Source organism: Halopelagius fulvigenes, assembly GCF_055398025.1.
In genome coordinates this window covers 719,318-744,214 of the sequence record NZ_AP043846.1, presented here as the reverse complement: position 1 = coordinate 744,214, position 24,897 = coordinate 719,318, and the positions used below count along the sequence as shown (strand labels likewise).

At 66.6% G+C, this 24,897-nt stretch carries 26 protein-coding genes and 1 tRNA gene; 13 read left to right on the top strand and 14 right to left on the bottom strand.

What is annotated here, in order from left to right; all coding sequences use genetic code 11:
* Positions 1-68: 68 nt before the first annotated feature.
* A complete protein-coding gene (locus ACZ522_RS08305) occupies positions 69-1,709 on the bottom strand; it encodes a DUF255 domain-containing protein (protein WP_379692995.1) in 1,641 nt (546 codons plus the stop codon).
* Positions 1,710-1,808: 99 nt separating this feature from the next.
* On the opposite strand from ACZ522_RS08305, the gene ACZ522_RS08300 reads away from it, so the two are divergent.
* Positions 1,809-2,291: an FxsA family protein gene (locus tag ACZ522_RS08300; protein ID WP_379692997.1), complete on the top strand. Its 483-nt coding sequence runs from the start codon at positions 1,809-1,811 to the stop codon at positions 2,289-2,291.
* 70 nt (positions 2,292-2,361) lie between these two features.
* Positions 2,362-2,435: transfer RNA gene (locus ACZ522_RS08295), tRNA-Ile, on the top strand.
* A gap of 320 nt (positions 2,436-2,755) precedes the next feature.
* Here ACZ522_RS08295 and ACZ522_RS08290 read toward each other — a convergent pair.
* Positions 2,756-3,217: a response regulator gene (locus ACZ522_RS08290; protein ID WP_379692999.1), complete on the bottom strand. Its 462-nt coding sequence runs from the start codon at positions 3,215-3,217 to the stop codon at positions 2,756-2,758.
* Positions 3,218-3,725: 508 nt separating this feature from the next.
* Here ACZ522_RS08290 and ACZ522_RS08285 point away from each other — a divergent pair.
* The gene (locus tag ACZ522_RS08285) at positions 3,726-4,907 is read left to right on the top strand and encodes an endonuclease/exonuclease/phosphatase family protein (protein ID WP_379693001.1); all 1,182 of its coding nucleotides are present in this window, start codon (positions 3,726-3,728) and stop codon (positions 4,905-4,907) included.
* Positions 4,908-4,930: 23 nt separating this feature from the next.
* Here the strand turns inward: ACZ522_RS08285 and ACZ522_RS08280 are convergent, their stop codons facing one another.
* Positions 4,931-6,223 (bottom strand): MFS transporter, encoded by a 1,293-nt coding sequence (locus tag ACZ522_RS08280; RefSeq protein ID WP_379693003.1) that lies wholly within the window; start codon positions 6,221-6,223, stop codon positions 4,931-4,933.
* 194 nt (positions 6,224-6,417) lie between these two features.
* Here ACZ522_RS08280 and ACZ522_RS08275 point away from each other — a divergent pair, with 194 nt between their 5' ends.
* Entirely contained in the window at positions 6,418-6,567 is a 150-nt protein-coding gene (locus tag ACZ522_RS08275; RefSeq protein ID WP_379693005.1) for a hypothetical protein, read from the top strand.
* An 85-nt stretch (positions 6,568-6,652) separates the two neighbouring features.
* Here the strand turns inward: ACZ522_RS08275 and ACZ522_RS08270 are convergent, their stop codons facing one another.
* A complete protein-coding gene (locus tag ACZ522_RS08270; RefSeq protein WP_379693007.1) occupies positions 6,653-7,246 on the bottom strand; it encodes a flavin reductase family protein in 594 nt (197 codons plus the stop codon).
* A gap of 178 nt (positions 7,247-7,424) precedes the next feature.
* Here ACZ522_RS08270 and ACZ522_RS08265 point away from each other — a divergent pair, with 178 nt between their 5' ends.
* The 3 genes from ACZ522_RS08265 to ACZ522_RS08255 all read left to right on the top strand — a co-directional run bounded on the left by ACZ522_RS08265 (position 7,425) and on the right by ACZ522_RS08255 (position 9,624).
* Complete coding sequence (locus ACZ522_RS08265) at positions 7,425-8,963, top strand: lamin tail domain-containing protein (protein ID WP_379693009.1); 1,539 nt, start codon at positions 7,425-7,427, stop codon at positions 8,961-8,963.
* Positions 8,960-9,253: a DUF3006 domain-containing protein gene (locus ACZ522_RS08260; RefSeq protein ID WP_379693011.1), complete on the top strand. Its 294-nt coding sequence runs from the start codon at positions 8,960-8,962 to the stop codon at positions 9,251-9,253. The genes ACZ522_RS08265 and ACZ522_RS08260 overlap by 4 nt, the downstream gene beginning before the upstream one ends.
* Positions 9,254-9,495: 242 nt before the next feature.
* Entirely contained in the window at positions 9,496-9,624 is a 129-nt protein-coding gene (locus ACZ522_RS08255) for a hypothetical protein (RefSeq protein WP_379693013.1), read from the top strand.
* Positions 9,625-9,750: 126 nt separating this feature from the next.
* Here the strand turns inward: ACZ522_RS08255 and ACZ522_RS08250 are convergent, their stop codons facing one another.
* Positions 9,751-10,302 (bottom strand): hypothetical protein, encoded by a 552-nt coding sequence (locus ACZ522_RS08250; protein ID WP_464391803.1) that lies wholly within the window; start codon positions 10,300-10,302, stop codon positions 9,751-9,753.
* A 30-nt stretch (positions 10,303-10,332) separates the two neighbouring features.
* Positions 10,333-10,518 (bottom strand): hypothetical protein, encoded by a 186-nt coding sequence (locus ACZ522_RS08245; RefSeq protein WP_464391802.1) that lies wholly within the window; start codon positions 10,516-10,518, stop codon positions 10,333-10,335.
* A gap of 291 nt (positions 10,519-10,809) precedes the next feature.
* On the opposite strand from ACZ522_RS08245, the gene yciH reads away from it, so the two are divergent.
* The gene (gene yciH, locus ACZ522_RS08240) at positions 10,810-11,115 is read left to right on the top strand and encodes a stress response translation initiation inhibitor YciH (protein WP_379693017.1); all 306 of its coding nucleotides are present in this window, start codon (positions 10,810-10,812) and stop codon (positions 11,113-11,115) included.
* Positions 11,116-11,220: 105 nt separating this feature from the next.
* Here yciH and ACZ522_RS08235 read toward each other — a convergent pair whose 3' ends face one another.
* The 3 genes from ACZ522_RS08235 to ACZ522_RS08225 form a co-directional block, all read right to left on the bottom strand.
* Positions 11,221-12,438, bottom strand: a complete 1,218-nt coding sequence (locus ACZ522_RS08235; RefSeq protein WP_379693019.1) for a GNAT family N-acetyltransferase — start codon at positions 12,436-12,438, stop codon at positions 11,221-11,223.
* Positions 12,439-12,472: 34 nt separating this feature from the next.
* Entirely contained in the window at positions 12,473-13,543 is a 1,071-nt protein-coding gene (locus ACZ522_RS08230) for a CNNM domain-containing protein (RefSeq protein ID WP_379693021.1), read from the bottom strand.
* Positions 13,544-13,607: 64 nt separating this feature from the next.
* Entirely contained in the window at positions 13,608-14,957 is a 1,350-nt protein-coding gene (locus ACZ522_RS08225) for a hemolysin family protein (protein ID WP_379693023.1), read from the bottom strand.
* 367 nt (positions 14,958-15,324) lie between these two features.
* Here ACZ522_RS08225 and ACZ522_RS08220 point away from each other — a divergent pair, with 367 nt between their 5' ends.
* The 3 genes from ACZ522_RS08220 to ACZ522_RS08210 all read left to right on the top strand — a co-directional run bounded on the left by ACZ522_RS08220 (position 15,325) and on the right by ACZ522_RS08210 (position 16,476).
* Positions 15,325-15,534: a hypothetical protein gene (locus ACZ522_RS08220; protein ID WP_379694536.1), complete on the top strand. Its 210-nt coding sequence runs from the start codon at positions 15,325-15,327 to the stop codon at positions 15,532-15,534.
* A 69-nt stretch (positions 15,535-15,603) separates the two neighbouring features.
* A complete protein-coding gene (locus tag ACZ522_RS08215) occupies positions 15,604-15,855 on the top strand; it encodes a hypothetical protein (protein WP_379693025.1) in 252 nt (83 codons plus the stop codon).
* 87 nt (positions 15,856-15,942) lie between these two features.
* Positions 15,943-16,476, top strand: a complete 534-nt coding sequence (locus ACZ522_RS08210) for a DUF5815 family protein (RefSeq protein ID WP_379693027.1) — start codon at positions 15,943-15,945, stop codon at positions 16,474-16,476.
* Between the two features lie 7 nt (positions 16,477-16,483).
* On the opposite strand, the gene ACZ522_RS08205 is transcribed toward ACZ522_RS08210, so the two are convergent.
* Positions 16,484-17,092 (bottom strand): cupin domain-containing protein, encoded by a 609-nt coding sequence (locus tag ACZ522_RS08205; protein ID WP_379693029.1) that lies wholly within the window; start codon positions 17,090-17,092, stop codon positions 16,484-16,486.
* Positions 17,093-17,293: 201 nt separating this feature from the next.
* On the opposite strand from ACZ522_RS08205, the gene carB reads away from it, so the two are divergent.
* Positions 17,294-20,542, top strand: a complete 3,249-nt coding sequence (gene carB, locus ACZ522_RS08200; RefSeq protein WP_379693031.1) for a carbamoyl-phosphate synthase large subunit — start codon at positions 17,294-17,296, stop codon at positions 20,540-20,542.
* A gap of 84 nt (positions 20,543-20,626) precedes the next feature.
* On the opposite strand, the gene ACZ522_RS08195 is transcribed toward carB, so the two are convergent.
* On the bottom strand, positions 20,627-21,451 hold the full coding sequence (locus tag ACZ522_RS08195; RefSeq protein WP_379693033.1) for an NAD(+)/NADH kinase: 825 nt from the start codon (positions 21,449-21,451) through the stop codon (positions 20,627-20,629).
* 237 nt (positions 21,452-21,688) lie between these two features.
* Between ACZ522_RS08195 and ACZ522_RS08190 the strand changes: the two genes are divergently transcribed.
* A complete protein-coding gene (locus ACZ522_RS08190; RefSeq protein ID WP_379693035.1) occupies positions 21,689-22,777 on the top strand; it encodes a KaiC domain-containing protein in 1,089 nt (362 codons plus the stop codon).
* 103 nt (positions 22,778-22,880) lie between these two features.
* Here ACZ522_RS08190 and ACZ522_RS08185 read toward each other — a convergent pair whose 3' ends face one another.
* From ACZ522_RS08185 to ACZ522_RS08175, 3 genes are all read right to left on the bottom strand, one after another.
* Positions 22,881-23,234 carry a hypothetical protein gene (locus ACZ522_RS08185; RefSeq protein ID WP_379693037.1) on the bottom strand — a complete coding sequence of 118 codons (354 nt, stop codon included), beginning with the start codon at positions 23,232-23,234 and terminating at the stop codon, positions 22,881-22,883.
* Positions 23,235-23,589: 355 nt separating this feature from the next.
* Positions 23,590-24,276, bottom strand: coding sequence for a nitroreductase family protein (locus tag ACZ522_RS08180; RefSeq protein WP_379693039.1), 687 nt, complete (start codon positions 24,274-24,276; stop codon positions 23,590-23,592).
* 124 nt (positions 24,277-24,400) lie between these two features.
* Positions 24,401-24,823 (bottom strand): universal stress protein, encoded by a 423-nt coding sequence (locus tag ACZ522_RS08175; RefSeq protein WP_379693041.1) that lies wholly within the window; start codon positions 24,821-24,823, stop codon positions 24,401-24,403.
* Positions 24,824-24,897: the final 74 nt, after the last annotated feature.

The following is a 24,897-nucleotide window of genomic DNA, read 5'->3' as shown; positions in this document are numbered from 1 at the left end:
GATCACCGTTGCCCGGCGTTTGTCCGACTCGGCCGCCGCCGCGGGGGAGTCGCCGTCCGGCGGCCGCCTCAGACGCCGCCGAGGTCCGAGACGGCGGCCATCAGTTCGTCCGGCGTCGTCGCCGACGCCTCCTCGTCGCCGAGTCGGACGACCGCTTCGCCCTCCGGCGCGTCCGCGTCGGGGAGCACCACCTTCTCGTGGTCGGCGACGCGCATCGCCGCCCTGTGGAGGTCCGACCCCGCGGGCGCGCCGACTTCGACGACGAGCGTCGAGTGCGTCAGTCGCGCGGCGACCGATCCGTAGCCGGCGACTTGGACGCCGATGCGGTCCCACGCGCCGCCGAACGCCGCGATAGCGTCGTGGGCGGCGTCCTCGTATCGGTCCTCGCCCGTCACCGCCGCGAGGTCGAGTAGCGCGTCGGCCATCTCGACGTTGCCGTCGAGGGGTCGAAGCGGCTTGTCGAGGAGTCCCACGTCCGTCACGGGGCCGTCGAGGAACGCGCCGCCCGGTTCCTGCAGTTCGTCGATGGCCACGTCGGCGACGCTCCGGGCGGTTTCGAGCGCATCCCGGTCGCCGACGACCTGTCGGGCGCGGACGAACGCGGAGACGGCGCGCGCGTGGTCCTCCAGCAGGTGCGACTCGCCCGACTCCTCGCTCGCGCGGTAGTGGGTGACGACGCCGTCCTCGACGAGCGACGACTCCACGTAGTCCAGCGCGCGGCGGGCGTAGTCCGTCGCCCTCTCGTCGTCGGTGTAGGCGGCGAACGTCAGCAACGCGTCCGCGGCGAGGGCGTTCGCGCCCGCGTACGCGGTGAGGTCGCGCCGCGGTCCGGTCTCCTCGCCGCGCGCCTCGGCGTCGTCGCCGTCGTAGTAGTCGGACCCCTCCGCGGGGCCGAGACTCCCGCCGAAGGCCGCGCCGTTCCAGAGGCTCTCGGCGAGGAAATCGAGCGTCCGACGGACCGGCCCGAGGAACTCCTCGTCGCCGGTGTAGAGGTAGCCGTTGGCGAAGGCACGACAGAGCGCCGCGTTCGAGTCGAGCAGTTTCTCGTGGTGCGGGTCGGTCCAGTCCGGCGCGTCGGCGTACCGGAAGAAGCCCCCCTCCACGTCGTCGAACAGCGACTCCCGAATCGCGCCGAGCGTCTCCAACCCCTGTTCGCGGGCGCGTTTCAGCGCGAACTCGATGGTGCGGGGCATCGGGAACTTCGCGCCGTCGCCCCACCCGGCGAAGCGGTGGTCGTACTTATCGTCGAGTTGCCCTGCGAGGTGTTCCTCGATTCGCGCCGTCACCTCGCCCGCGGGCGTCGGCTTCCCGGCGAGTGCGCGGGGGATGCGCCCCGCCTCCGACCCCTTCTCGGTCCAGAGGTCGCGGACCTTCTCGAGCACCTGCCGCATCCCGTCGGGGCCGAGGTACGTCGCTCCGGTCAGGAGGTCGCCGCTCGGCGTGAGAAACACCGTCGAGGGGAACCCGCCCATGTTGTACCGCTCTCGCACCCGCGGGTGGCGGTCCACGTCCACCCGGACGGGGACGAACCCGTCGTTGACGTTGGCGGCGATTCGCGGTTCCGCGTACGTCTCGACGTCCATCTCGTGACAGCCGTCGCACCACGTCGCGGTCAGAGACAGCAACACCGGCTTCTCGGCCGTCCGCGCCTCCTCGAACGCGTCGGGTCCCCACCTGCGCCACTCGACCCGCGTCTGGTCGTCTGCCATGTGTCGCTCTCGGGGAGCGCGTGGGGTAAGCCCTTCGAGGTACGGTGACGACTCCCGAACGTCACAAGGGCTTTGAACGGTGGCCGAAAATAACCCCCCATGCAGACGCGCTGGGTCATCGCGATTCTCCTCGCGATACCGCTGGCCGACACGTTGCTCCTCGTCCCCGTGGCCAACGCCATCGGGTTCGCCGCGACGGTACTGCTGGTCGTCCTCACCGGCCTCGTCGGCATGCTCCTCGTCCGCGCGGAGGGGCGGCACACGATTTCGAGGCTCCAACAGAAGGTGGCGACCGGCGGCCTGCCGACGAACGAACTGATGGACGGCGGCTTGCTCATCGCCGCGGGCGCGTTCCTCCTCACGCCGGGCATCGTCACGGACATCTTGGGCTTCATGCTGGCGCTTCCGCTGACGCGATACCCCATCCGCGAGGCGCTGAAGCGCTACGTGGTGAAGCCCTACATCGAGAAACAGACCGACGGGTTCGTCTCCGGCGGCGTCTGGACGGGCGGCTACCCCGACGACGACGTCATCGACTTAGACCCCGAGAGCTACGGCCGCCGCGACGACGACAATTCGTAACACGGCACGCTGTCGCCCCGAAAGGAAACCCTTAAACTCGACACCGGACAACGACTGAATGCGCTCACCTGGGCCAATAGCTCAGTCAGGTTGAGCGCTCGGCTGATAACCGGGAGGTCCGCGGTTCAAATCCGCGTTGGCCCACTCTCAACGCGCACGGTGCGTTGCCGTGCCGTTTCGCGGGCTGAAAACTCCCCAGCCACCTAACTTCGTTCGTAACTATCCTGAATAGAACCCTCTGTCTTCGGTGATTTGAATCGCAGAACGAACGCGGGGCACCGCAGTCGTGCGCTTTCGTTTGGCCGAGAATCGGTGAACCGATTACCTCCCGGTTATCAGCCGAGCACTCAACCAGACTGACAGACTCTGGCCCGTATTGAGCGCGACAGAACGGCGGCAGAGGAAAGCAGTTCTCGCACAACCGAAATTAGGAGATGGGAAAGTAGTAGGTGTAAAACGACCAATTACCGCCGAAGGATAATTAGTCTATTATCTTTAATGACTGCTAACCGAAACTGCTGGAGGGACCGAATTACTTTGACGAATTCACCGGGGTCAATCGGCTTTTTCAGAACTGCGTCCTCATCCGCGTCGTGGTCGAGGTCACGGGATTCGATTAGTTCTTCGCTTACTCCAGTCAACACGATAACGGGGACATGATTCAGTTCGGAGTGGTGTTTAATTTCGTGAAGCACATCTTCGCCGTCTCCTTTCGGCAGGTTCAGGTCGAGTAGTACAATGTCCGGTCGGGGAGCGTCCTCGTACTCTCCGCGTTGATAGATGAAGTCGAACGCCGCTTGGCCGTCGGCAACTGTGTGGAGTGCATTCGCTATATTGCCGTCCGAGAATGCTTCTTCTATGAGGCGAACGTCACCGAGGTTGTCTTCTACCAGCAGTATGACCGCCTCTGACGGCCCATTTTCCATAATGCGACAATATGCGTTGACGAATTTAAGCGTTCGGCGAGGTGTGTAATAAGCGTAGTTTCAGGTCTTCAGTATTAGTTGTCGCTGTTAATTGGTTAGTCAGTAAGCACCCTTGCCTATCAAACAGGAAGGTACCGTTTTCAATATCTGTTCACCGTCTAAGAGGGTAGGACTCCTTACAAGTTATCCAGATACCCTCTCCTCTGTTCAGCCTTGTCTTTCTCGGAGCGTCGGTCGTAGTGTGCTTCCAGTACGTCCAGCCCCACGTTCATCCTATCGCTCACAATCGTCTCGGGTACGTCCTTAGAGAGGAAGTGCGTGATTGCCCCTCGTCGGAGCGTGTGAGGACTGACGCTCGACGGACGCTTGCTCGCCGTATTGGGCTCTATTGCTTTGCAGGAATCCTGCTCTCTATTCGAGAAGCACGGAGCACGAGAGAAGTGTGTCGTCACCGCGGAAGCGTTCTCCTCGGATTATCTTTATGTATTGTCAAATTATCTGTGAGAGTATGACACAGTACGCCTCGCGGCGGAGTGTGCTGAAGGCCATCGGTGCACTCGGGACCGCTTCCGGCGCGATAGGTACCGTAAGCGGCCGCGGGAAACCGACTTCCGCGCGATACGCCACGTTCAACGTCGTCGATTTGGGCACGGAGCAGGTTCAGGAACCCGGCGACGCGCAGGCGGAGGCGGCCGCCCGCATCATCCAAGAGGTACGCCCGGACGTGCTCGTCCTCAACGAACTCGCGAACAACCTACAGGAGGGCGACCGGACGGGGCAAACCAACGTGGACGCCTTCGTCGAGAACTACCTCAGCGTCCCGCAACGAGACGATTTGGAGGGCATCGACTACCCGTACACCCTCCAACCCGAGAGCAACACCGGCGTCCTCCCGGCGGAGGAGTACGACTTCAACAAGGACGGGCGGGCGGGCAAACGCCCCGGCGACGCCTTCGGATTCGGGCGGTATCCCGGTCACTACGCGTTCGCCGTCGCGAGTCGGTACCCCTTCGACGAGGGGGCCGTCCGCACGTTTCGGGAGTTCCTGTGGGCGGACATGCCGGGGAACCTTATTCCGGTCGAGGGCGACGACGGCGTCCAGACGGACGACATCTACCTGACGGAGGCGGAGTTGGACGTGTACCGCCTCTCCTCGAAGACGCACGTGGACGTGCCGTTCGAAATCGACGGCGAGACCGTCCACGGCCTCTTCTCGCACCCGACGCCGCCGGTGTTCGACGGCGACAATAACTTCAACGGTCGGTGGAACCACGACGAGATACGCTTCTTCGCGGACTACGTCGCGGGCGCGGACTACATCTACGACGACGACGGAACGGAGGGCGGCCTCGACGCCGACGCCGCGTACGTCCTGATGGGCGATATGAACGCCGGAGTAGCGGGCGACCGACCGCTCGACCCGGCGAGGAAGTACTTCTTGGAGAACGACGACTTCCAGACCCACAAACTCCCCACGAGTCCGGGCGGCGCCCAACGGGGGAACCGCTACGCGACGGCCACCTTCGGCGGCGGGTCGAAGGTCGATTGGGTCCTGCCCTCGCCCGACCTCTCGCTCCGGTCGTCGTCGGTGGTCTGGCCGAGCACGGAGGCGACGAAGCGCGGACTCGGCGACGACGTGCGGACGGCGTCGGACCACCGGATGGTCTGGGCTGACATCGCCAGCGAGTGAGCCGCTAGCTCGTTCGACACCGCCTAGTCGTTTTCGCCGGCGTCGGTGAACGGGGCGAGGAGCGAGCGACGGGCGGCGACCGTCTCCTCGACCTGCGTCCAGACGAGGAAGAAGCCGAGGACCGCGAGGGCGGACCCGAAGGCGAAGGGGACGGCGAAGCCGAACGAGACGAGGAACCCCGAAGCGAGCGGGCCGAGGGCGATGCCGAACCCGAAGGCCATCGTCAGCACCGACAGCGTCCCTCCCGAGCGTCCTGCGGGCGCGAGGTCACCCGCGAGGGCGAGTGCGGGCGCGAAGACCATCGCCCCGGCGACGCCTTGGGCGAACCGCGCGCCGAACATCAGCCACGGGTCGAGGATGACGCCCTGAACGAACGTCGTCGGGACGAGAAGCGCCATCCCGAGGACGATGAACGGCTTGCGGCCGAAGAAGTCCGTCGCCCGGCCGACGGGGACTTGGAGGAGAATCTGCGCGAGGACGAACGCCGCGAACTGGAGGCCGAACATCGTCGCGCCCTGCGCGAGTCGCTCGTTGACTATCTCGCCGAGGGTCGCGAACAGGGCGATGCCGACGGCCATGAAGAAACTGGCGACGCCGAGCGTGAATACCGGGTCGAGCACGCCCCGACCCGACCGGTCGAAGACGGAGAGGTCGAGGGAGTCGCCGGCGTCGGTCGCGGGAACCTCCGGGTCGCGGACGAGCACCGAGACGAGGGCGAAACTCAGGGTGGCCGTCAGCGTCGCGATGTAGAAGGCGGCGTCGAAGCCGCTCATCGAGAGCGACGTCGCCCCGACGTCGAAGGCGTACGGGCCGGCGGAGACGACGGCACCGGCGGCGATCGGACCGACGCCGAACCCCACCAGCCGGAAGGTGTTGTACGTCCCCATGTTCCCGCCCCGGTTCGACTCCGACGCGAGGTCGTTGACGAGGGCGACGGTTGTCGGGATTATCAGCGCGCCCGCGACGCCTTGGACGACGCGGAGTCCGACGAGGTGCCAGTACGCGGAGGCGAACGAGTAGGAGAAGCTGGCGACGCCGATGAGCACCAGCCCGACGAGGACGAATATCTTCCGGCGACCGGCGCGGTCCGACAGCCGACCGGTGAACGGCTGCAACGGGCTGTTGACCAAGCCGAAGAGCGAGAGGATGATACCCGTAATCGCCACCTCCGGCAACCCGAGCGTCGCCCCGGAGACGTACTCGCTGCCGATGAAAAGCGGCAGGACGACGACCAGAAACGAGTTGCCGACCGACTCGGTCATCCGCGCCACGGCCAGCGCGAGCACCTGCGGGTCGACGCCGAGGCGGTCCGCCATCAGTCGTGACTCACCGCTTTCGAGACGGTCATTGGTCACTCGGAGGGCGTCGTCGGCCAATACTGTTGTGACCGCCGTCGGACGCTCGTGTCGCGGGAGCGGGTAGCCGTTTTCGCCTCCCGTACTGGCCGCGTCGCACAGACTCCACCTCGGCCGGGCACATCCCTTTTACTCCCGGACGGAGTATCGCCCGTGTGTCAGACCAGCAAGACCAACACGGTAGGCCGTTGTTCGCTTGCGGGAAGTGTTCGATAGTCTACGCGCGGTTCGACCCGCCGGGCGAGTGCCGCGTCTGCGGACACGACTCGTTCACCGAGGTACAGGTGCAAAGCCGGCCGTTCTGAGGTCGCCGCGCACCGTCGGCCGCGTTCGTCTTCCGCTCTCTGCCCTCTCCGCCCGACAGACGACGGGCGACCCCCGCGTTCGACGTTAGAACTGCCGTTCGAACTCCACGGGGTCGGACACCGTGTAGTACGGCCCGCCGAGGCGGCCGACGGTGTCCACCTTCGTCATGTCTCTCTTCCCGTCGGTCAGCACCTCGTCGGCGACGTGGACGTACCGCACCTCGCCGAGGACCATCAGTCGGTCGTGAACCTCCATCGAGTCGTACAGCGTACACTCCATCGTGACGACGGCGTCGGCGACGCGCGAGGGTTCGATCCGCCGGCAGTCGGCGCGTTCGACGCCCGCGAGGTCGAACTCGCTCTCCCCCGGCGGGAGGCGTTCAGACGTGCGATCCATCCGCTCTAACAGGGGTTCGGTGACGACGTTCACGGCGAACTCTCCGGTTTCGAGGGCGTTCCACGCGGTGTCCTTCAGGCCGCCGTTGTCCTCGTTCGGACTGGTGAACAGCACCACCGGTCGCTCCGACGAGACGTGGTTGTAGGAACTGAACGGCGCGAGGTTGTCCGCGCCGTCTTCGTCCGCTGTGCTTATCCACGCTATCGGCCGCGGGGTGACGGCGCTCTTTAACAGGCGCGCGTTCTCCCGGGGCGTCGCGTCCGCCACGTCGAACTCTGTCATCCACTACCACACCGCCGCCGCCCCGTCTGAAGCGTCGGGTCGCCGCCGCTCTCTCCGCGTTCCGACGGTTCCGGCGGTTTCGACGCGTCTCGGCACCGGAGTCGCAGTCCCTGCGGACGAGACTCCGAATCTGACGACGGGGCCGACATTCATCGCCGAGAGCCGTCGTGTGTACCGCATGACATCACCGAGAGCCGTGGTAACGTTCGTCGTCGTCCTCTCCCTCGTCGTCGCGGGGTGCGTCGGACAGGGAAGCACCGCGGCGGCCCCCGAGGACGCGGTGACGACGCCGTCCGCGGCGACGAACGCGCCGACGGACGCGCCGGCGGCGACGGACGGTTCGACGCCAAGTGCAACGCCGTCGTCGTCCGCGGCCGGCGGGAACGGGAGCCTCGAAGTCCACTTCATCAACGTCGGGCAGGGTTCGAGCGTCCTCGTCGTCTCGCCGTCGGGGGAGACGATGCTGATAGACTCCGGCGACTGGCGCGACGACGGTGAAGACGTGTTGCGGTACCTCGAACGGCAGAACGTCTCGCGCATCGACCACCTCGTCACCACGCACGCCGACGCCGACCACATCGGCGGGCACGCGGCGGTCATCGAGCACTACGAGACCGAAAAGGGCGGCGTGGGGGCGGTGTACGACCCCGGAATCCCCGCCGCGTCGGCGACGTACGAGCGCTACCTCGACGCGGTGGAACGGCACGACGTTCCGCTGTACGAGGTCGCCGCGAACGACACGATACCGTTCGCGGGGGTCAACGCCACGGTTCTCGCGCCGCCCGAGTCGCCGCTCGCCGAGGGCGACAGAAACGAGAACAGCGTCGTCCTCTCGATACGGAACGACTCGCGGTCGCCCGGGTTCCTCCTCCCCGGAGACGCCGAGAACGACGGCGAGGCGTACCTCACTCGGCAGTACGAGGAGCGACTGAACGCGACCGTACTGCAGGCCGGTCACCACGGCAGTCGGTCGAGTACGAGCGACGCGCTCCTCGACGAGAGTTCGCCGCGCGTCGCCGTCGTCTCCAGCGCCTACGACTCCCGGTACGGTCACCCGCACAACGAGACGCTCGGGAGACTCGCCTCGCGGTCGATTCCCACCTACTGGACAGCCACCCACGGGAACGTCGTCCTCGTGGAGGACGGCGACGAACTCGTCGTGAAGACGCAGCAGAACGCGACGACGAACCCCCTCGAACTGCGCTCGGCACCGCCGGTCGAACCCGGAACGGGGCCGAACGTCACGGAACGCAGTCGCCTCTCCCTCTCGACTGGGGGCGACGGAGACGGGACGACAACTCCCGCGGACACCGCGACGCCGACAGAATCTCCGACGCCGACGCCCACCGCGACGCCGACGCCCACTCCCGCACCGTCCGACTCGGCGTCGATTTCGCTCGCCGAGGTCAACGCCGACGCGGCCGGAGACGAGAACGAGAACCTCGACGACGAGTACGTCGTGTTCAGAAACACCGGCGACTCGGCGGCGGACCTCTCGGGGTGGACGGTCGAGGACGCGGCGGGTCACACCTACGCGTTCCCGGAGGGGTTCACCCTCGGCGCGGGCGAGAGCGTCACCCTCCGCACCGGAACCGACGAGGACACCGAAACCGACCTGTACTGGGGATCCCAACGCGCCGTTTGGAACAACGGCGGCGACACCGTCACGCTGAGAGACGAGTCGGGGGCCGTCGTCTTCGAGGAGGCGTACCCGTGACCGAACATATCTACACCGCCGTGTTGGACCGCTTCGAGGAGGAGAGCGCGGTCCTCCTCCTCGAACGAGAGGGGGAGGTCGTAGACGAGACGGTCGTCCCGCGGGCGATGCTGCCCGAGGCGGGCCGCCACCGAGACGCCGTCTTCGGCGTCTCCCTCGCCGACGAGGAGTCGATGGAGTTCAGATACGACCCCGACCGAACGCGGGAGCGACGCGACGCGGCGCAGTCTCGGTTCGACCGACTCTCCCGGCGATTGGGCGACGAGGAGTCGGACTCCGACGAGGGGTAACCGCGGTAGAGTACGACGGCGACCGGAAGGGGCGAAACCGTCCGTGCCGTCTGGACCAGCGAGAACGGCGAGACGTCGGCGACGCTGAGCGAGTCCGAGGCACTCGACGAGTCCTGACCCGATTCGCGGTCCGACTCGACGGTCCACCGACTCCCCGCCCTCGTTTCGCCCGCTCGACGGCACTATTTACTCGATTCCGTATCACAGTACTGTTATGTTGTCCGGCGGTATACGACTCTCCGGTGCCCGAAATAACCGTCTCGGAACCCCTGTACCGCCAACTCGTCTCCGCCTCCGACGGGGGGGACTTAGACGAGACGATGTGGAAGATGGTGGCTCGCTACAGTCGGGGTAACACGCCCGGCGACTGAGACGGCCCACTCCGCGCTGACGGTTCCTCCCTCCCGTTTTCGACCGCGTTCCGAATCTACCGGTAGCGTCGCCTCGGCGGGTAACTGCCGCCTCTCGCCTCGAAGTGTCGGATCTCGTCTCGTTCTCTATTTATAACGTATATCACGCGGTGAAGCCGAGACGCCGAATCTGACGACGTGGGTGACGTTCATCGGCGAGAACAATGGTGGATACAGTATGGCAGTCACGCGTTCCGTCGCAACGCTCGCCGTCGTACTCGCAGTCGTTCTTGCGGGATGCGCCGGCGATGGAGGAAGCGCGACTACACCCGACGACGTGATAGAGACGCCGGAACCGACCCCGAAGGGCGCGAACCCGTCCGCGAGTAGCGGAGGGACCGACTCGGGCGAGACGGCGACGCCGACGGACACGCCGACGCCGACGCCGACGGCTACGGACACCGCGACGCCGACGGACACGCCGACGCCGACGGCGGACGATTCCGACTCGTCGTCCGGGGACGACGCGGACGACGAGGACGATTCCGATTCGGCGTCGAGGGCGAACGATGACGACGACGAGGTTGCGACGGCCACAGAGACCCCCTCTCCGACGGCCACGCCGACGGCTACGGACACCGCGACGCCGACGGACACGCCGACGCCGACGGCTACGGACACGCCGACGCCGACAGTCACGAACACCTCGACGCCGACGGCTACGGTATCTCAAACACCGACGGCCACCCAGACATCATCACCGACGGCCACGGGAACCGCGACGCAGACGGCTACGAAGACCGCGATGCAGACGGCCACCGAAACCGCGACATCGACGGTTACGGCGACGCCGACGTCGACCGCCACCGAGACTTCGACGCCGACGGCCACGGGAACCGCGACGCAGACGGCCACTTCGTCCTCGACTGGGAAGGGGCGACGACGTCCGCGCTCTCGTCGCTACTGAAGCAGGTTTCTCTCGTCGTACCGCGGTAACCTCCCGCGGACCGAGGCGGACTGCCCGGACGCCGGCGATTCGCTCTCCCTTCTCGGCCGGCCGACGACTCCGATATCGACTCGTTCGCGCGCGAGGTTGGTAGTCCGTCCCACGACGTTCGTTCGAAAGTGAACATCACCGTCGATAGGGTTCGTACCCGCCGCGAACGTGGAGAACGGGTATATACGTCTCCGGCCCGTAGTGGGGGTGTGGCAGATAACGACGACCTCGGTTCGGTTTCCGGTCTTCCGGAGGAACTGGGCATCGACACCGACCTGCAGAAGTCGCAGCAGGAACTGACGGTCCGACTCGACACGCGCCGGTACGGGAAGGCGATGACCATCGTCTCGGGGTTCGACCTCTCCCGCGACGAGATGAAGGAGGTCGCGTCCACGCTGAAGCAGAAACTTGCCTGCGGCGGGACCGTCGAAGACGACGAGATAGAACTGCAGGGCGACCACACCAACCGCGTCCACGACATCCTGCACGACATGGGCTACCAGACGACCGACTGAACCCCCGCGGTCGGCCAAATCGAACCCTCGAACCGTTTTTCCGCGCGTCACCGCCTCGTCAGCGTCGCGTCCGCGACGAGAGCGTGTACGCCGCCCGTCGGCGTATCAGAACCGCTCGCGGAGGAACGTCCGTTCCCGCGGGAAGAGGCGTTCGAGCGTCTGCGCCGCCTCGCCTTCGACGGACGCGTCGCCCGCGCGAACCGCCTCCTCGACGGTGCGCGCGCCGACGAGAAGCTGCGAGAGCGCGCCGATTTCCACCTCGCCGTCCGTCTCGGCACCGCCTTCGACGCGCCGACAGGTCGCGTCCCCGTCCGCGACGTCGAGGCGGAAGGCGGCGTCGTTCCACTCGCACCGGTCGTCGCGCACGCCCAGCGTCACCGACCCCTCGGCGTCGTACGAGACGTCCGTCAGCGCCGACGCCACGTCCACGATGCGGACCATCGGCCCGGGGCGGATTTCCAGCGTCGCCGCGCGGGGGTCGGGGTACGCGTCGATAGGTCGGACCCACTCGGGGAGGCGGACGAACCGAACCTCCTCGACCTGCGAGTCGTGGTCGCGGCAGAACCGGTGGAGGTGCGCCTCCGCCTCTCCGTCCGCGGCCGCGAGTTCCCGGACGTTCAGTCTCCGGCCGTCGCCGTCCTCGCGTTCCTCGAACGCGTAGACGACGTACCCGCGGAGGCAGCCGGCGTCGTCCTCCCACCCGTAGACGAACGAGTCCGGTTCGTCCCCGCCGAAGACGGCGTGGCGCCACCACCCCTCGGTGCGCTTCACCGCGAGCGATTCCGTCGCCCACGACTCGTGGACGGCGCGCATCGCGTCGATGTCCTCGTCGGCGCGGAGGCGTCTGAACGACCCCGCGGGGTCGGACGCGACGGCCGACAACTGCTCGGGCGGCGCGGCGAGTCGGGCGTAGTTGTTCGCCGTCGCCCACCCGAACCGGCGATAGAAGGGGTACTCGAAGGGCCAAAGCGTCGAGAGGGAGACGCCGTCGTCGCGGTGGCGTTCGAGGAGGGCGTCGAGCATCCGCGCGACGACGCCGCGGCGGCGCGTCTCCGGCGGCGAGGCCACGGCCGCGAGACCCGGCATCCGGTGCCAGTCGCCGCGGACGCGGACGGTGAAGTCGTAGGTGCCGCAGACGGCGGTGAGGTCGGATACCTCGGGCGTCTCCCCCGGCGGCGTCTCATAGAACCCGAGGGGGGTGAACAGGTCAGGGTGGTCCTCCTCGTCGCGGTCCCAGCTCGGTCCGTCCGTCGGGCGGAACGCGTAGTTGATTCGCTCGGTGAAGGCGTCGAGGTGCGCGTCGGGGAGGGTACGGAGGTGCATACTCGCCCGTCTCCGCCCGGAGCAAAATGTCCGCCTATCGCGCCTCCTCGTCTCGGGCGTCCCGGTCGAGGGGGTCCTCCAACTCCCCCATCACCGTCTCGAAGGTGTCCGTCGCCGTGAGTAGGCCGACCGCTTCCCCGTCCGAGGCGACGAGCGCGAGTTCCTGACGCTCGTCTTGGAACCGGTCTATCGCGTCGCTGACCGTCACGTCCGGCGAGAGCGTCATCGGTGGGGCCGCGATGTCCTCGAACGTCGTCTCGCCGCGTTCGAGCTCCGAAATCACGTCGATGACCGCGGGGACGTAGACGATGCCGCGGAAGTCGGAGGGGTCGCTCCCCACGAGCGGATACCGGGTGTGCGGCGACTCCGCCAACCGGCGGAGGTTCTCCTCGACGGACGCCTCCGTCGAGAGGTAGACGACGTCCTCGGCGTCCACCATGACCCTATCGACGCGTTGGGTGCCCGCCGCAAGCGCGCCCAACACCTCCTCTTGGCGCTCTTCGGAGAGTTCCCCCCGTTCGAGGACGGAGTCGAGGCGTCGGTGCAACTGCGCTCGCGTCTCGATGACCTCCTCCTCGGTTTCGAGCCACGCCCCCGTCATCTCGACGCCGAACAGTCTCAGCGTCCACTTCGCGACGGTGTCGCCGACGGCCATGACCGGTCTGATGATCCACGCGAACCAGTACAGCGGCGTCGCCCCGTAGCGGCACACCGTCTTGGTCCGTTCGACGCCGAGGTACGTCGGCGTCTGCTCGCCGTGGGTGAGGTGGACGAGGTTGATGAGGGCGAACGCGAGGAGTCCGCCCGCCCCGACGCTCGCCAACACCGTGCCGCCGAAGAGCGGCTCGAACAGCGCCGCCAGCGCCGGTTCGGACACGATTCCGACGGCGATGCTGGAGGCGGTTATCCCCACCTGACAGCTCGTGAGGTATATCTCCAGATCGTCGGTCATCTCCCACGCCCGGCGGAGTCCCGGTTCGTCGAACTCCGACGCCGAGTACTGCCGGACGCGCGTGAGGGCGAACTCGACCGCGACGAAGAAGCCGTTCGCGAGGATGAGGAGAACGCCGGCGAGGAGCCGAACGCCGATTTCGAATGGCGTCATTCGTCTGACCGGTTCCGGCGTGCGGTGTTGGAAGCTTCGGCCGACCGACGGCGACCGGCGGCGCTTACTCCTCGGACTCCGGCGTCGGTTCGTCCGTCTCCGTTATCGTGATCTGGGAGATTCGCGTGTCCTCCACTTCGTTCACGCGGAGGGCGTAGCCGTCCACCTCCACCCTGTCGTCCACCTCGGGGACGCGTCCGAGGTGGCTGAGCACCAATCCGGCGATAGTCTCGAAGTCCTCGCTCTCGAAGTCCGAACCGACCTCCTCGTTCACCATCTCGATGGAGACGTTGCCGTCGGCGGCGTACGCGCCGTTTTCGAGCCTCGTCACCGTCGGTTCGAACTCCTCGGCGTCGAACTCGTCGCGTATCTCGCCGACGACCTCTTCGATGATGTCCTCGATGGTGACTATCCCCTCGAGTTCGCCCCACTCGTCGATTATGACGGCCATCTGAATCTCCTGCTTCCGGAAGGCGACCAGCAGCTCGTCGATGCGGTGGTCCTCGGGGACGACGAGTACCTCGCGGGCCATGTCCCCGGCCGTCGGCGCGGGGCGCGCGTCGTCCTCCGTCCGGGCCTCCGTCGCGCGGAGCACGTCTTTGATGTGGACGAAGCCGACCGCCTGTTCGCCGTTCTCGGCGTCCAACACGAGGTACCGCGTGAACTGCCCGTCGGCGACGAACGAGCGGAGTTCGTCCAGCGGCATCTCCGGCGGAACCGTCACCACGTCGGGGCGGGGGACCATGATCTCGCGGGCGACCGTATCGCCCAACTCGAAGATCCCCTCTATCATCTCGACCTCGTCGAGGTCTATGTGACCCACCTCCTCCGACTGAGAGAGGACGAGTAGAATCTCGTCTTCCGTGTGGGCCTCCTCGGACTCGGAGGCGGGCGAGACGCCGACGAGGCGCGTGAAGAAGTTCGCCGTGCCGTTGAACACGACGATGCCCGGCACGAAGATGTAGTAGAATATCTTCATCGGCAGGGCGACGAAGAACGCGATTTTCTCGGCCTCCTGGATGGCCATCGTCTTCGGCGCGAGTTCGCCGAAGACGACGTGCAGGAACGTGATGATGCCGAACCCGACGGCGAACGAGACCAGATGGACGGCCGATTCGGGCAGGAGAGGTCCTAGGAGGGGTTCGATGAGCGACGCCACGGCGGGTTCGCCTATCCACCCCAGCCCGAGCGAGGAGAGGGTGATGCCCAGTTGGGAGACGGCGAGGAACTCGTCTAAGTTCTCCACCGCATCGACGACGTACTTCGCCCCAGACTTCCCCTCCTCGGCGAGTGCGTCCACGCGCGTGGGACGGATTCGGACGAACGCGAACTCCGCGGCGACGAAGAAGCCGTTCATGAACACGAGGAAGAGCGCGAGGAGAATCTGGAGGCCGGAGACGACGACGTTTACCATCGGACTCCCCGCGCGTCGTTCGAACGAGGTTGTCTCTCCGGCGACCGAACTGCGTCGCCGTCGGTACGCTCGAACGTCGGTTCGCGTCCGCGTCGGAACGAGAGAGGCGCGGCCGCCCGAGAGGAGACGGAAGAATCGAGGGGCCGACCAGCGAAAGCAGCCATACCTACGTATATACTCCGGCGTCGCAAAACGATATCGACTCGCCGCACCGACGCGCGAAACCGAGCCTTTCAGGACGGTTCGGCTCCGACGGTGGGGTATGAGCGACGACGAAAGCGAGGCGCGTCCGTCCGGCGGTGTTGATGAGACGCGAAGCGCCTCGTCCGCCCGCCAGCCACCGTCCGGCGAGGACGGGGAATCCACCCTGTTCGCGTTCACGCGCAGCAAACTCCTCCTCGTGGCGATTCTGTTCGTCGGCATCGCCGGGTCGGGTATCGCGCGGCGCGTGCTCGGCGAACTCGGCTACAACGGGGTCGGACGCCTCGTCTTCCTACTCGGCTACGCGGGGATGGTCGTCGCCATCTGGTACGGGTGGATACGTCCGCTCGACATCACCGGCCCCGCGGAGGAGTGACGAGCCGAGACAGTTCGCCGGAGAGAACGGAACTTTAATACTCGATTCGCGCCGAATCTCCCGTAAAGGATGCTACCCCTACAGCTCATCGACAGCTTCCTGCTCGACTACAACGTCGGACAGGCGCTGTTGCTCGTCTTCATACTCGCGCTCGTGGGCTCGCTCCCGCTGAAATCGCAGAAGATAATCGCCATCAACGTCACCGCCTTCGGCGTCATCTTCCTCCTGACGCCGCAGTCGCTGGTGCCGACGCACTACCTCTATCTCGGCATCGCGCTGCTCGTCGTCGGCCCGATGCTGCTCACGACCGCGAACCGGTAACCGCGAAGGCGACTGCCGCATCCTGTTTTCCCCCGCGTCTCCCCCCGGAGCGCGACGTTTAAACGGCGAGGGCGACAACGACGGGATATGGCACAACCGCGCGTCCCCGGCGGCGGGGGCGAGGATCTGGACCTCCCCTGCGGGGAGACGAAGCGCGTCCGCAGTCTCGACCTCGGGATGCGAGAGTTCGACTGTTCCTGCGGGGAGCGACACGCCGTCGTGATGGACGTCCACCCCCCGGAGCGATTCCTCCCGGAGTTCCTCGTCGAGATTCTCCGCGAGGCCGTCGAGACGACGAGCGACGAGATGCCCGAGTTCGGCACGCCGCACCTCATGGGCATCGCCTTGGAGGAGTTCCCGCAGAAGGTCGTCTCTGAAGACGTGAGCGACGACGGCGAAGTCGGCGCGGGCATAATCTGGGTGACCGACTTCGACTCCCGCCGCCTCCACGAGATCCTCGTCGAACTCGTCGTCGAACTGATGGAACACGCCATCTCCCACGCCGACGACGAGAGCGCGATTTCGGAGTTCGAAGCGCAGATGCTCGACTTCGACGTCGCCGAGTTCGTCGAGGAGTACCGCGCGCAGCGCGACCTCTCCGAGGACGACCTGTACGCCTGACTCTCCGTCACTCCGCTTTGCTCTCATCCGCTCCGAGATACCGCTCGTAGTCGCCGTAGCCGAGGGCCCGTCCGAGCGGTGCCAGAAGCGAGACGCCGAGTTTCTGAAGTCGCACCGGCAGGGCGGCGAGGTAGAGCAAGTCGTCGTAATCGTCCACCACGGCGGCGAGTCGGAGCGGGTTCACCGGCATCCCCGACGGCGTGCTCGCGCCGTCGCGCGCGAGGCCGTACGTCACCGCCATGAACTCCTCCGTCCGGAGCGCGGGCCGAACCTCGCCGACGATGTGTAGTTCGTCCGTTCCGGCGTTCCAGAACCGGTGTTTCTCTCCCCTCGGGACGGTCACCGACTCGCCCGGACCGAGGCGTTTCGTCCCGCCTTCGTGCCAGACGCCGAGCGTTCCCGCGACGACGGCCAACACCTCGTCCTGTTCGGGGTGGACGTGCCGCATCGGCCCGTGGGAGTTCGGCGGCGGAGCCAGCCACATCTCGAAGCGCGCGTACGCGCCGCCCGTCTCCGCCGCCCCTTCGAGGTACCGGACGCGCTTTCCGCTCGGCGGACAGTCGATGACCGCCCGCGCCTCGCCGTCCGGTTCGTCGTCCGCCGTCGTTCGAGACACACCTTCGACTCGTCACCGTCCGAGAAAGACGTTTCGACGTGTAGGTTTCGGTTTTCCCCCGAGAGGTGCGGAGCGACGGCGAGAGGACCGAGCGAACGCTCTCGGACGGTCGCTCGGCAAGTATTACGATATTCGTAATTCGGTTTCGCATCTCGTAGTTTTTCGCCGGGCTTATTACGATGTGAGGATTTGGAGAGCATGATGACCGACGAGGACACTTCGACCGACTCTCGGGCAGAGTCCGAGGACAGGACGATACTGCTCATCGGCAGCGGGCCGATTCAGATCGGACAGGCGGCCGAGTTCGACTACTCCGGCGCGCAGGCGTGCCGAGCGCTGCAGGAGGAGGGTGCGCGAGTCGTCCTCGTCAACTCGAACCCGGCGACGATAATGACCGACCCGGAGATGGCCGACCGGGTGTACATCGAACCGATCACGACGGAGGCCATCGCCGAGATCATCCGCAAGGAGAACCCCGACGGCGTCATCGCCGGCCTCGGCGGCCAGACGGGACTCAACGTCACCGCCGAACTCGCCGAGGAGGGCGTCTTAGAGGAGTACGACGTCGAAATCATGGGGACGCCGCTGGACACCATCTACGCCACGGAGGACCGCGACCTCTTCCGTCAGCGGATGGAGAACATCGGCCAACCCGTCCCCAGTTCGACGACCATCTCGCTCGAGGAAGACGAGTCGGTGTCGAACATCACCGACGAGGACCTCGCGGACCGCGTGGAGGCGGCCGTCGAGGAAGTCGGCGGCCTCCCCGTCATCGCCCGCACGACGTACACGCTCGGCGGGTCGGGGTCCGGCGTCGTCGACGACATGGACGAACTGAAAGAGCGCGTCCGCAAGGGCCTGCGCCTCTCGCGCAACAGCGAGGTGCTCATCACCGAGTCCATCTCGGGGTGGGTCGAACTGGAGTACGAGGTGATGCGGGACGCCGACGACTCCTGTATCATCATCTGCAACATGGAGAACATCGACCCGATGGGCATCCACACCGGCGAGTCCATCGTCGTCACGCCGTCGCAGGTGATACCCGACGAGGGCCACCAGGAGATGCGCGACGCGGCGCTCGAAGTTATCCGCGAACTCGGCATCCAAGGCGGCTGTAACATCCAGTTCGCGTGGCACGACGACGGCACCCCCGGCGGCGAGTACCGCGTCGTCGAGGTGAACCCGCGCGTCTCCCGGTCCTCGGCGCTGGCGTCGAAGGCGACGGGCTACCCCATCGCCCGCGTGACGGCGAAAGTCGCCCTCGGCAAGCGCCTCCACGAGATAGAGAACGAGATCACCGGCCAGACGACGGCCGCCTTCGAACCGGCCATCGACTACGTCGTCACGAAGATTCCGCGCTGGCCCAAGGACAAGTTCGCCGACGTCGACTTCGAGCTCTCGACGGCCATGAAGTCCACCGGCGAGGCGATGGCCATCGGGCGGACGTTCGAGGAGTCGATGATGAAGGCGCTCCGTTCGACGGAGTACGAACCCGCCGCCGACTGGGACGAGGTGTCCGACGAGGAGCTCGAAGCCCAGTACCTCGAACGCCCGACGCCGGACCGCACGTACGCCATCTTCGAGGCGTTCGAGCGCGGCTACTCCGTCGACGACGTGGTCGAACTGACCGGCATCAAGGAGTGGTACGTCGAGCGCTACAAGAACATCACCGACTCCGTGGTCGCCGCCCAGGAGGGCGACTTCACCGCCGCGGCGACGGCGGGGCACACGAACGCCCAAATCGCCGCCGCCACCGGCGCGGACGTCGGCACCGTCGAGACGGAGGTCCCCGGCCGCACCTACAAGCAGGTGGACACCTGCGCGGGCGAGTTCGCGGCGCAGACGCCGTACTACTACTCCTCGCGCAAACCGGAGTACTTCTCCGGTCCGTACGAGGGCGACGCCGCCGCGGGCGAACTCCGCGTGGACCGCGACGTTGAGAGCGTCGTCGTCGTCGGCGGCGGTCCGATCCGCATCGGACAGGGCGTCGAGTTCGACTACTGCTCGGTCCACGCCATCCGCGCCCTCCGCGAGATGGGCATCGACGCGCACGTGGTGAACAACAACCCCGAGACGGTTTCGACGGACTACGACACCTCCGACGGCCTGTTCTTCGAGCCCATCACGGCCGAGGAAGTCGCGGACGTGATAGAGGCGACGGACGCCGACGGCGTGATGGTGCAGTTCGGCGGCCAGACGTCAGTCAACATCGGCCACCCCCTCGAAGAGGAGATTCAGCGCCGCGGCCTCGACTGCGAGATTCTCGGCACCACCGTGGACGCGATGGACCTCGCGGAGGACCGCGACCGGTTCAACCGCCTGATGGACGACCTGGGCATCCTCCAACCGGAGGGTGGCTCCGCGACGAGCGAGGACGAAGCGCTCGAACTGGCGAACGACATCGGTTACCCGGTGCTCGTCCGCCCGAGCTACGTCCTCGGCGGCCGCGCGATGGACGTCGTCCACTCCGACGAGGAACTGAAGGAGTACATCGAGGAGGCGGTTCGCGTCTCCCCCGACAAGCCCATCCTCATCGACGAGTTCCTCGCCGACGCGGTGGAACTCGACGTGGACGCCGTCGCCGACGGCGACGACGTGCTCATCGGCGGTGTGATGGAACACGTCGAGAGCGCGGGCGTCCACTCCGGCGACTCCGCCTGCATGATTCCGCCGCGCTCGCTCGACGAGGAGACGATGGCCCGCGTCCGCGAGGTGACCGAGGACATCGCCGCCGCCCTCGACACGGTCGGCCTGATGAACGTCCAACTCGCCGTCAAACAGCGCGACGACGGCTCCTCGGACGTGTACGTCCTCGAAGCGAACCCGCGCTCCTCGCGCACCGTCCCGTTCGTCTCGAAGGCGACGGGCGTCCCCATCGCCAAACTCGCAGCGAAGGTCATGGCGGGCGAGTCGCTCGCGGACCTGAAGGCCCAAGAGCAGATTCCCGAGCAGTTCAGCGTCAAAGAGGTCGTCCTGCCGTTCGACCGCCTGCCGGGTTCGGACCCCCGCCTCGGCCCGGAGATGAAGTCCACGGGCGAGGTGATGGGAACCGCCCGCACCTTCGCGAAGGCGTACGACAAGGCCCAGGACGCCACCAGCAAGACCATCCCGACTGAGGGAACGGCCGTCGTGGACCTCGGAGCCGACGAGTTCCCCGGCGCGGACACCGAGGAAGGACAGACGCTCCGCGACGCCTACGCCGACCACTTCGAGTTAGCCGACTTCGAGGGCGAGGACCTCAAGCGGGCGCTCCGCGAGGGCAAAGTCGACCTCGTGGTCTCGCGCGACCGCGACGCGCTCGAAGTCTGCGTCGAGGAGGACGTGACGTACTTCTCCACGCACGCCTCCGCGAAGGCCGCGCTGGAAGCACTGGACGCGAAGGACGCTCCGCTCGACGTGGAAGCCATCTCCGACCGCCCGAAGCGGACGGCCCGCTGGGGCGGCGAGTAAGCGGTAACCGACGCGTCTCGTTTCGCACTGCTCCCGTTTTTCGATATTCGTAACGGAGTCGTCTCGGTCCGTACCGACGCCGTCTCAGTCGAGTTTTCCGAGCGCCTCGAAGAAGTCCGAGGTCGGTCCCGCCAGCCGAACGGGTTCGTCGGCGGCGGCGACGGTCACCTCCGTCGGCGGTTCGACCTCTCGGCGCGTCCGCCCGTCGCTGACGACCACCGCCCGTTCGGCGTCGGTGAGCGTGATGGTCACCTCCACGTCGGGCGCGACGACCAACGGCGGCATCCCGCTGTCGGGGACCATCTCGTTGACGACGAGGCCGTTGACGCTGGGGTGGACGAGCGGTCCGTCCTCGCTGAGGTTGTACGCGGTGCTTCCGGTGGGGGTGGCCACGAGGACGCCGTCGGCGTGACCGCCGGTGTAGAGCGACCCGTCCACCCGGACTTCGACGCCGACGCCGCCGCCGTGCCCCCGACGCGCGCCCGTGACGGTGACTTCGTTCATCGCCGGATCTTCCGTCCATCCGTCGCCGGAGGCGGCGATTCGCGGCACCTCGCGGGCGACGATGTCGCCGTCCTCCCCGAACGCCGCGACTTCGTCCATCACCGCGTCGACGGCGTTCTCCGGGCCGACGGCGTTCAGAAAGCCGACTTCGCCGAGGTTCACGCCGAGGATGGGCGTCCGGCCGGCCCCCCGCGCGGCGTAGAGGAACGTCCCGTCGCCCCCGATGCTGACGACGAGGTCCGTCGCGTCGAACTCCTCCGCCGGCGTCCCCGAGACGTCGAGCGTCGCCGCCGTCTCCGTGTCCACGCGCACCTCGACGCCGGACTCGCGGAGGCGCCCGCGGAGTTCGTCGGCGAGGTACGCCGCCCGGCTGTTGCCACGCTGTGCGAGGATACCGACCTTCATGTTCGTGCAGGCGGCTTTGCGTCCCCCCGGGAAAAACACACCGTCCGGCGGCGACCGGACTCCCGTCCGCGGACGGCGCGAGACGGTGTCCCGCGGCCCGTCGGGGTTCCTTCGGCAGTGAGGCGCGGTACGTTCAGCCACGGGCAACATTCATGCACTCCGACTTCCTCCTTCCGACGACTGCGATGGACGTGACCCGTACGCCGCGCGGCCGCACCCGTCGAGGGAGTGGGAGACGTGGGTGACGACGATGACGACTGGTTCGAACGCGCTCTCCGGGACGACGACGCCGACGACTCGGAGGCGGCCGACGACGCCCCGGACGCCGAATCGAGCGACGCCGACGGGGGCGACTCGGTCACCGACGGGACCGACGCCCGAGACGCCGACGCCGACGCCGACTGGGACGACTTCGCGTCGGCGTTGGAGAACGCGCCCGGACCGAACGGCGCGGAGTCCGGTTCCGGTTCGGACCCCTTCGGCGGGGAGTTCGGCGGGCCGGTCCGCGACCGTTCCGGCGGGTTCGGGGCCGACGACGGCGGCGCGCCGTTCGGCGCGGGCGGCGACTTCGACGTCGCACCGCCGCAGGGCGGCCCCGAGGAGTTCGACGAGGAGAACTTCGAGTCGGAGATAGACCGCCTCGACATCGGCATCGACGGCCTCGACGAGATGATTCTCGGCGGCGTCCCCGTCAGGTCGCTGATGGTGGCGATAGGCTCCGCCGGGACGGGGAAGACGACGTTCGGCCTCCAGTTTCTGAACCACGCGCTCGAAGCGGGCGAAAGCGCGGCGTTCATCACCCTCGAAGAGAGCAGAGAGCGCATCCTCGACACCGCCGAGGAGAAAGGCTGGCCGTTCCGGAGGTACGAGTCCGACGGACGCCTCGCCGTCGTCGATTTAGACCCCGTGGAGATGGCCAACAGCTTAGAGAGCATCCAGAGCGACCTCCCGAGACTCGTCGAGGAGTTCGGCGCGGACCGCCTCGTCCTCGACTCCGTGTCGCTCTTGGAGATGATGTACGACCGCCCCTCGACGCGCCGCACCCGCGTGTTCAACTTCGCCCGGTCGCTCAAGGAGGCGGGCGTGACGACGATGCTCACCTCCGAGGCCAGCGACGACAACCCGTACGTCTCGCGGCACGGCATCGTCGAATACCTCGCTGACGCCGTCTTCGTGCTCCAGTACGTCCGTCCAAACGACTTCCGCGAGACGCGTCTGGCCATCGAGATTCAGAAGATACGGGACGCGAACCACTCCCGGGAGACGAAACCGTACGAACTCACGAACGAGGGGATCAGCGTCTACGGCCGCGCGAACATCTTCTGACGCGTCACCAGCGACGCTCGCGTCTCGCGGCCATCGCAGAATCCCGTGAAGGAAGGAGATCCCACCCAGAAACGATACTCGAACTCAGTCCGAGAGCGCCGACTTAGACTCCTTCGGTGGTCGTTTCGTTGCCGAGAGCGCCGCCTTCGGTGGTCGTGTTCGTCTCGTTACCGAGAGCGCCGCCTTCGGTGGTCGTGTTCGTCTCGTTACCGAGAGCACCGCCTTCGGTGGTCGTCTCGTTACCCATGGCGCCGCCTTCGGTCGTGGTCTCTTCGCCAGCGCCACCTCCGGTCGTGGTTTCTTCGCCGCCGCCACCGCCGGAACAACCGGCGAGTGCCAGCGTCAGCGCAGTGCCTCCTGCGGCGACGAACGCCCGACGACCGAGTGCGTCTCGCGATTCTTGCTCCACACCCGATTGTGTGGTCTCTTCACAGTCCTGCAGCGTCTTGTCGGACATGGCACCCGATGTACATTCTGGCCAGGTATAATTCATTTGCCATCTGTGCCTGACATTCTGATATTATATTTACAATCTTTTTGGTCGAAAACTGACGTACGGAGGCGACTTGGTAACGGAATTAAATCTCCATCCTGCACTATCAAGATAAATTGCATGTATGTCAGAACTGAATCTAGTCAGTATCGTTAACGTGGATGATATTCACAAGGTTGGCGGCGAGTCCGTCCGCGGAGAACTCTCGCGGCGGGAGTCGAAGTCCGCGAATCGGGTGCGAGACGGTCCAGCCGGGGGAGGCGGGCCGGGGAAGAGTGGCTAAGGAGAAGACGGGGAGGGAACCGACGCGACGCCCGATTCAGTCGTCGGCGGACGCGGGCGTCTCCTCGGGCAGCTGCGTCGAATCGACGGGGTCGAACTCGTCGAAATGGACGATTTCGTCCACGGGGCGGCGGAACTTCCGTTCGTTCGCCACGTCGGCGGCGTCCTCGTCGGGGTAGCCCATCGTGACGAGCATCACGGGTTCGTACTGCTCGGCGTCGATGTCGAACTCCTCGACCAGCGCCTCGGCGTCGAACCCGCCCATGGGGCACGTGGCGACGCCCTCGTCCCACGCGGCGTTCATCAGCGCGGACACGGCGAGCGTCGTCGAGCGAACCGTCCAGATGCGGCGCTCCTCCTCCGGGAGGGCGGCCATCCCGTCGATGCTCTCCATGACGGCGTCTCGGGCCTTCTCGTTCGGGAGGTACCCCTTGTTCACCCAGTCGTCGAGGACGGCGTCGGCGTGCGCCGAGGGGTCCTTGTTGCCGAGGACGACGACGGCGACGGGCGCGTCGGTGACGTGCTCTTGGTCGTACGCCACGGACCGGAGGCGTTCGCGGTTCTCGTCCTCCGTGAGGACGAGGAACTCCCACGGCTGGAGGTTGTAACTCGACGGGGAGTGCCGGACGCGTCCGAAGATGCCCTCGATGGTCTCCTCGTCTAGCGCTTCGTCCGCGTACTGGTGAACCGAACGTCTGCTCTCGACGACTTCGCTGAACTCCATCACGTCTCGGTAGGGCCGACGAGTACAAGTACCGGCGGACACCGGCGCGGATGGCCGATTCTAGATCGTGTTCTCAGGCCTCGTACCGCCCGTGTAACCCGGTTACGCCGGTGACACCCACCCCTCACCGGACGATTGTGACGGGCACCGGCGACCGCCGGACGACGTACTCGGCGGTGCTGCCGAGGAGGATGCGCGAGATGCCCTCCCGCCCGTGACTCCCCATGACGATGTGATCGAACTCCCCGTCGCCGGCGACGCTCACGATGCTCTGGGCGGGACGACCGACCTCGGTTCGCGTCCGAACGTCGGCGTCGTCGTCGAACGCCGCCCGCGCCTTCGCTAACAGTTCCTCGGATTCCTCGCGCATCTCCTCGTACCACTCCTCGGACCCGCCTGGCAGGGCGCTCGGGCGCGGGTCCGTGGCGACGGGGTCGATGACGTGCAGAAGCGTCACCGTCGCGTCGTCCCACTCCGACGACGCGAAGTGAAGCGCTTCGACGGACTGCGGCGACCCATCGACGGGCAGGAGCAGGTGTTTCGACATACGAGAACGTACGGCACGGACGAGTAAAACTCCGCGCAACTGTCGGCTCGCGGATACGACTCGCCGGACTCCGA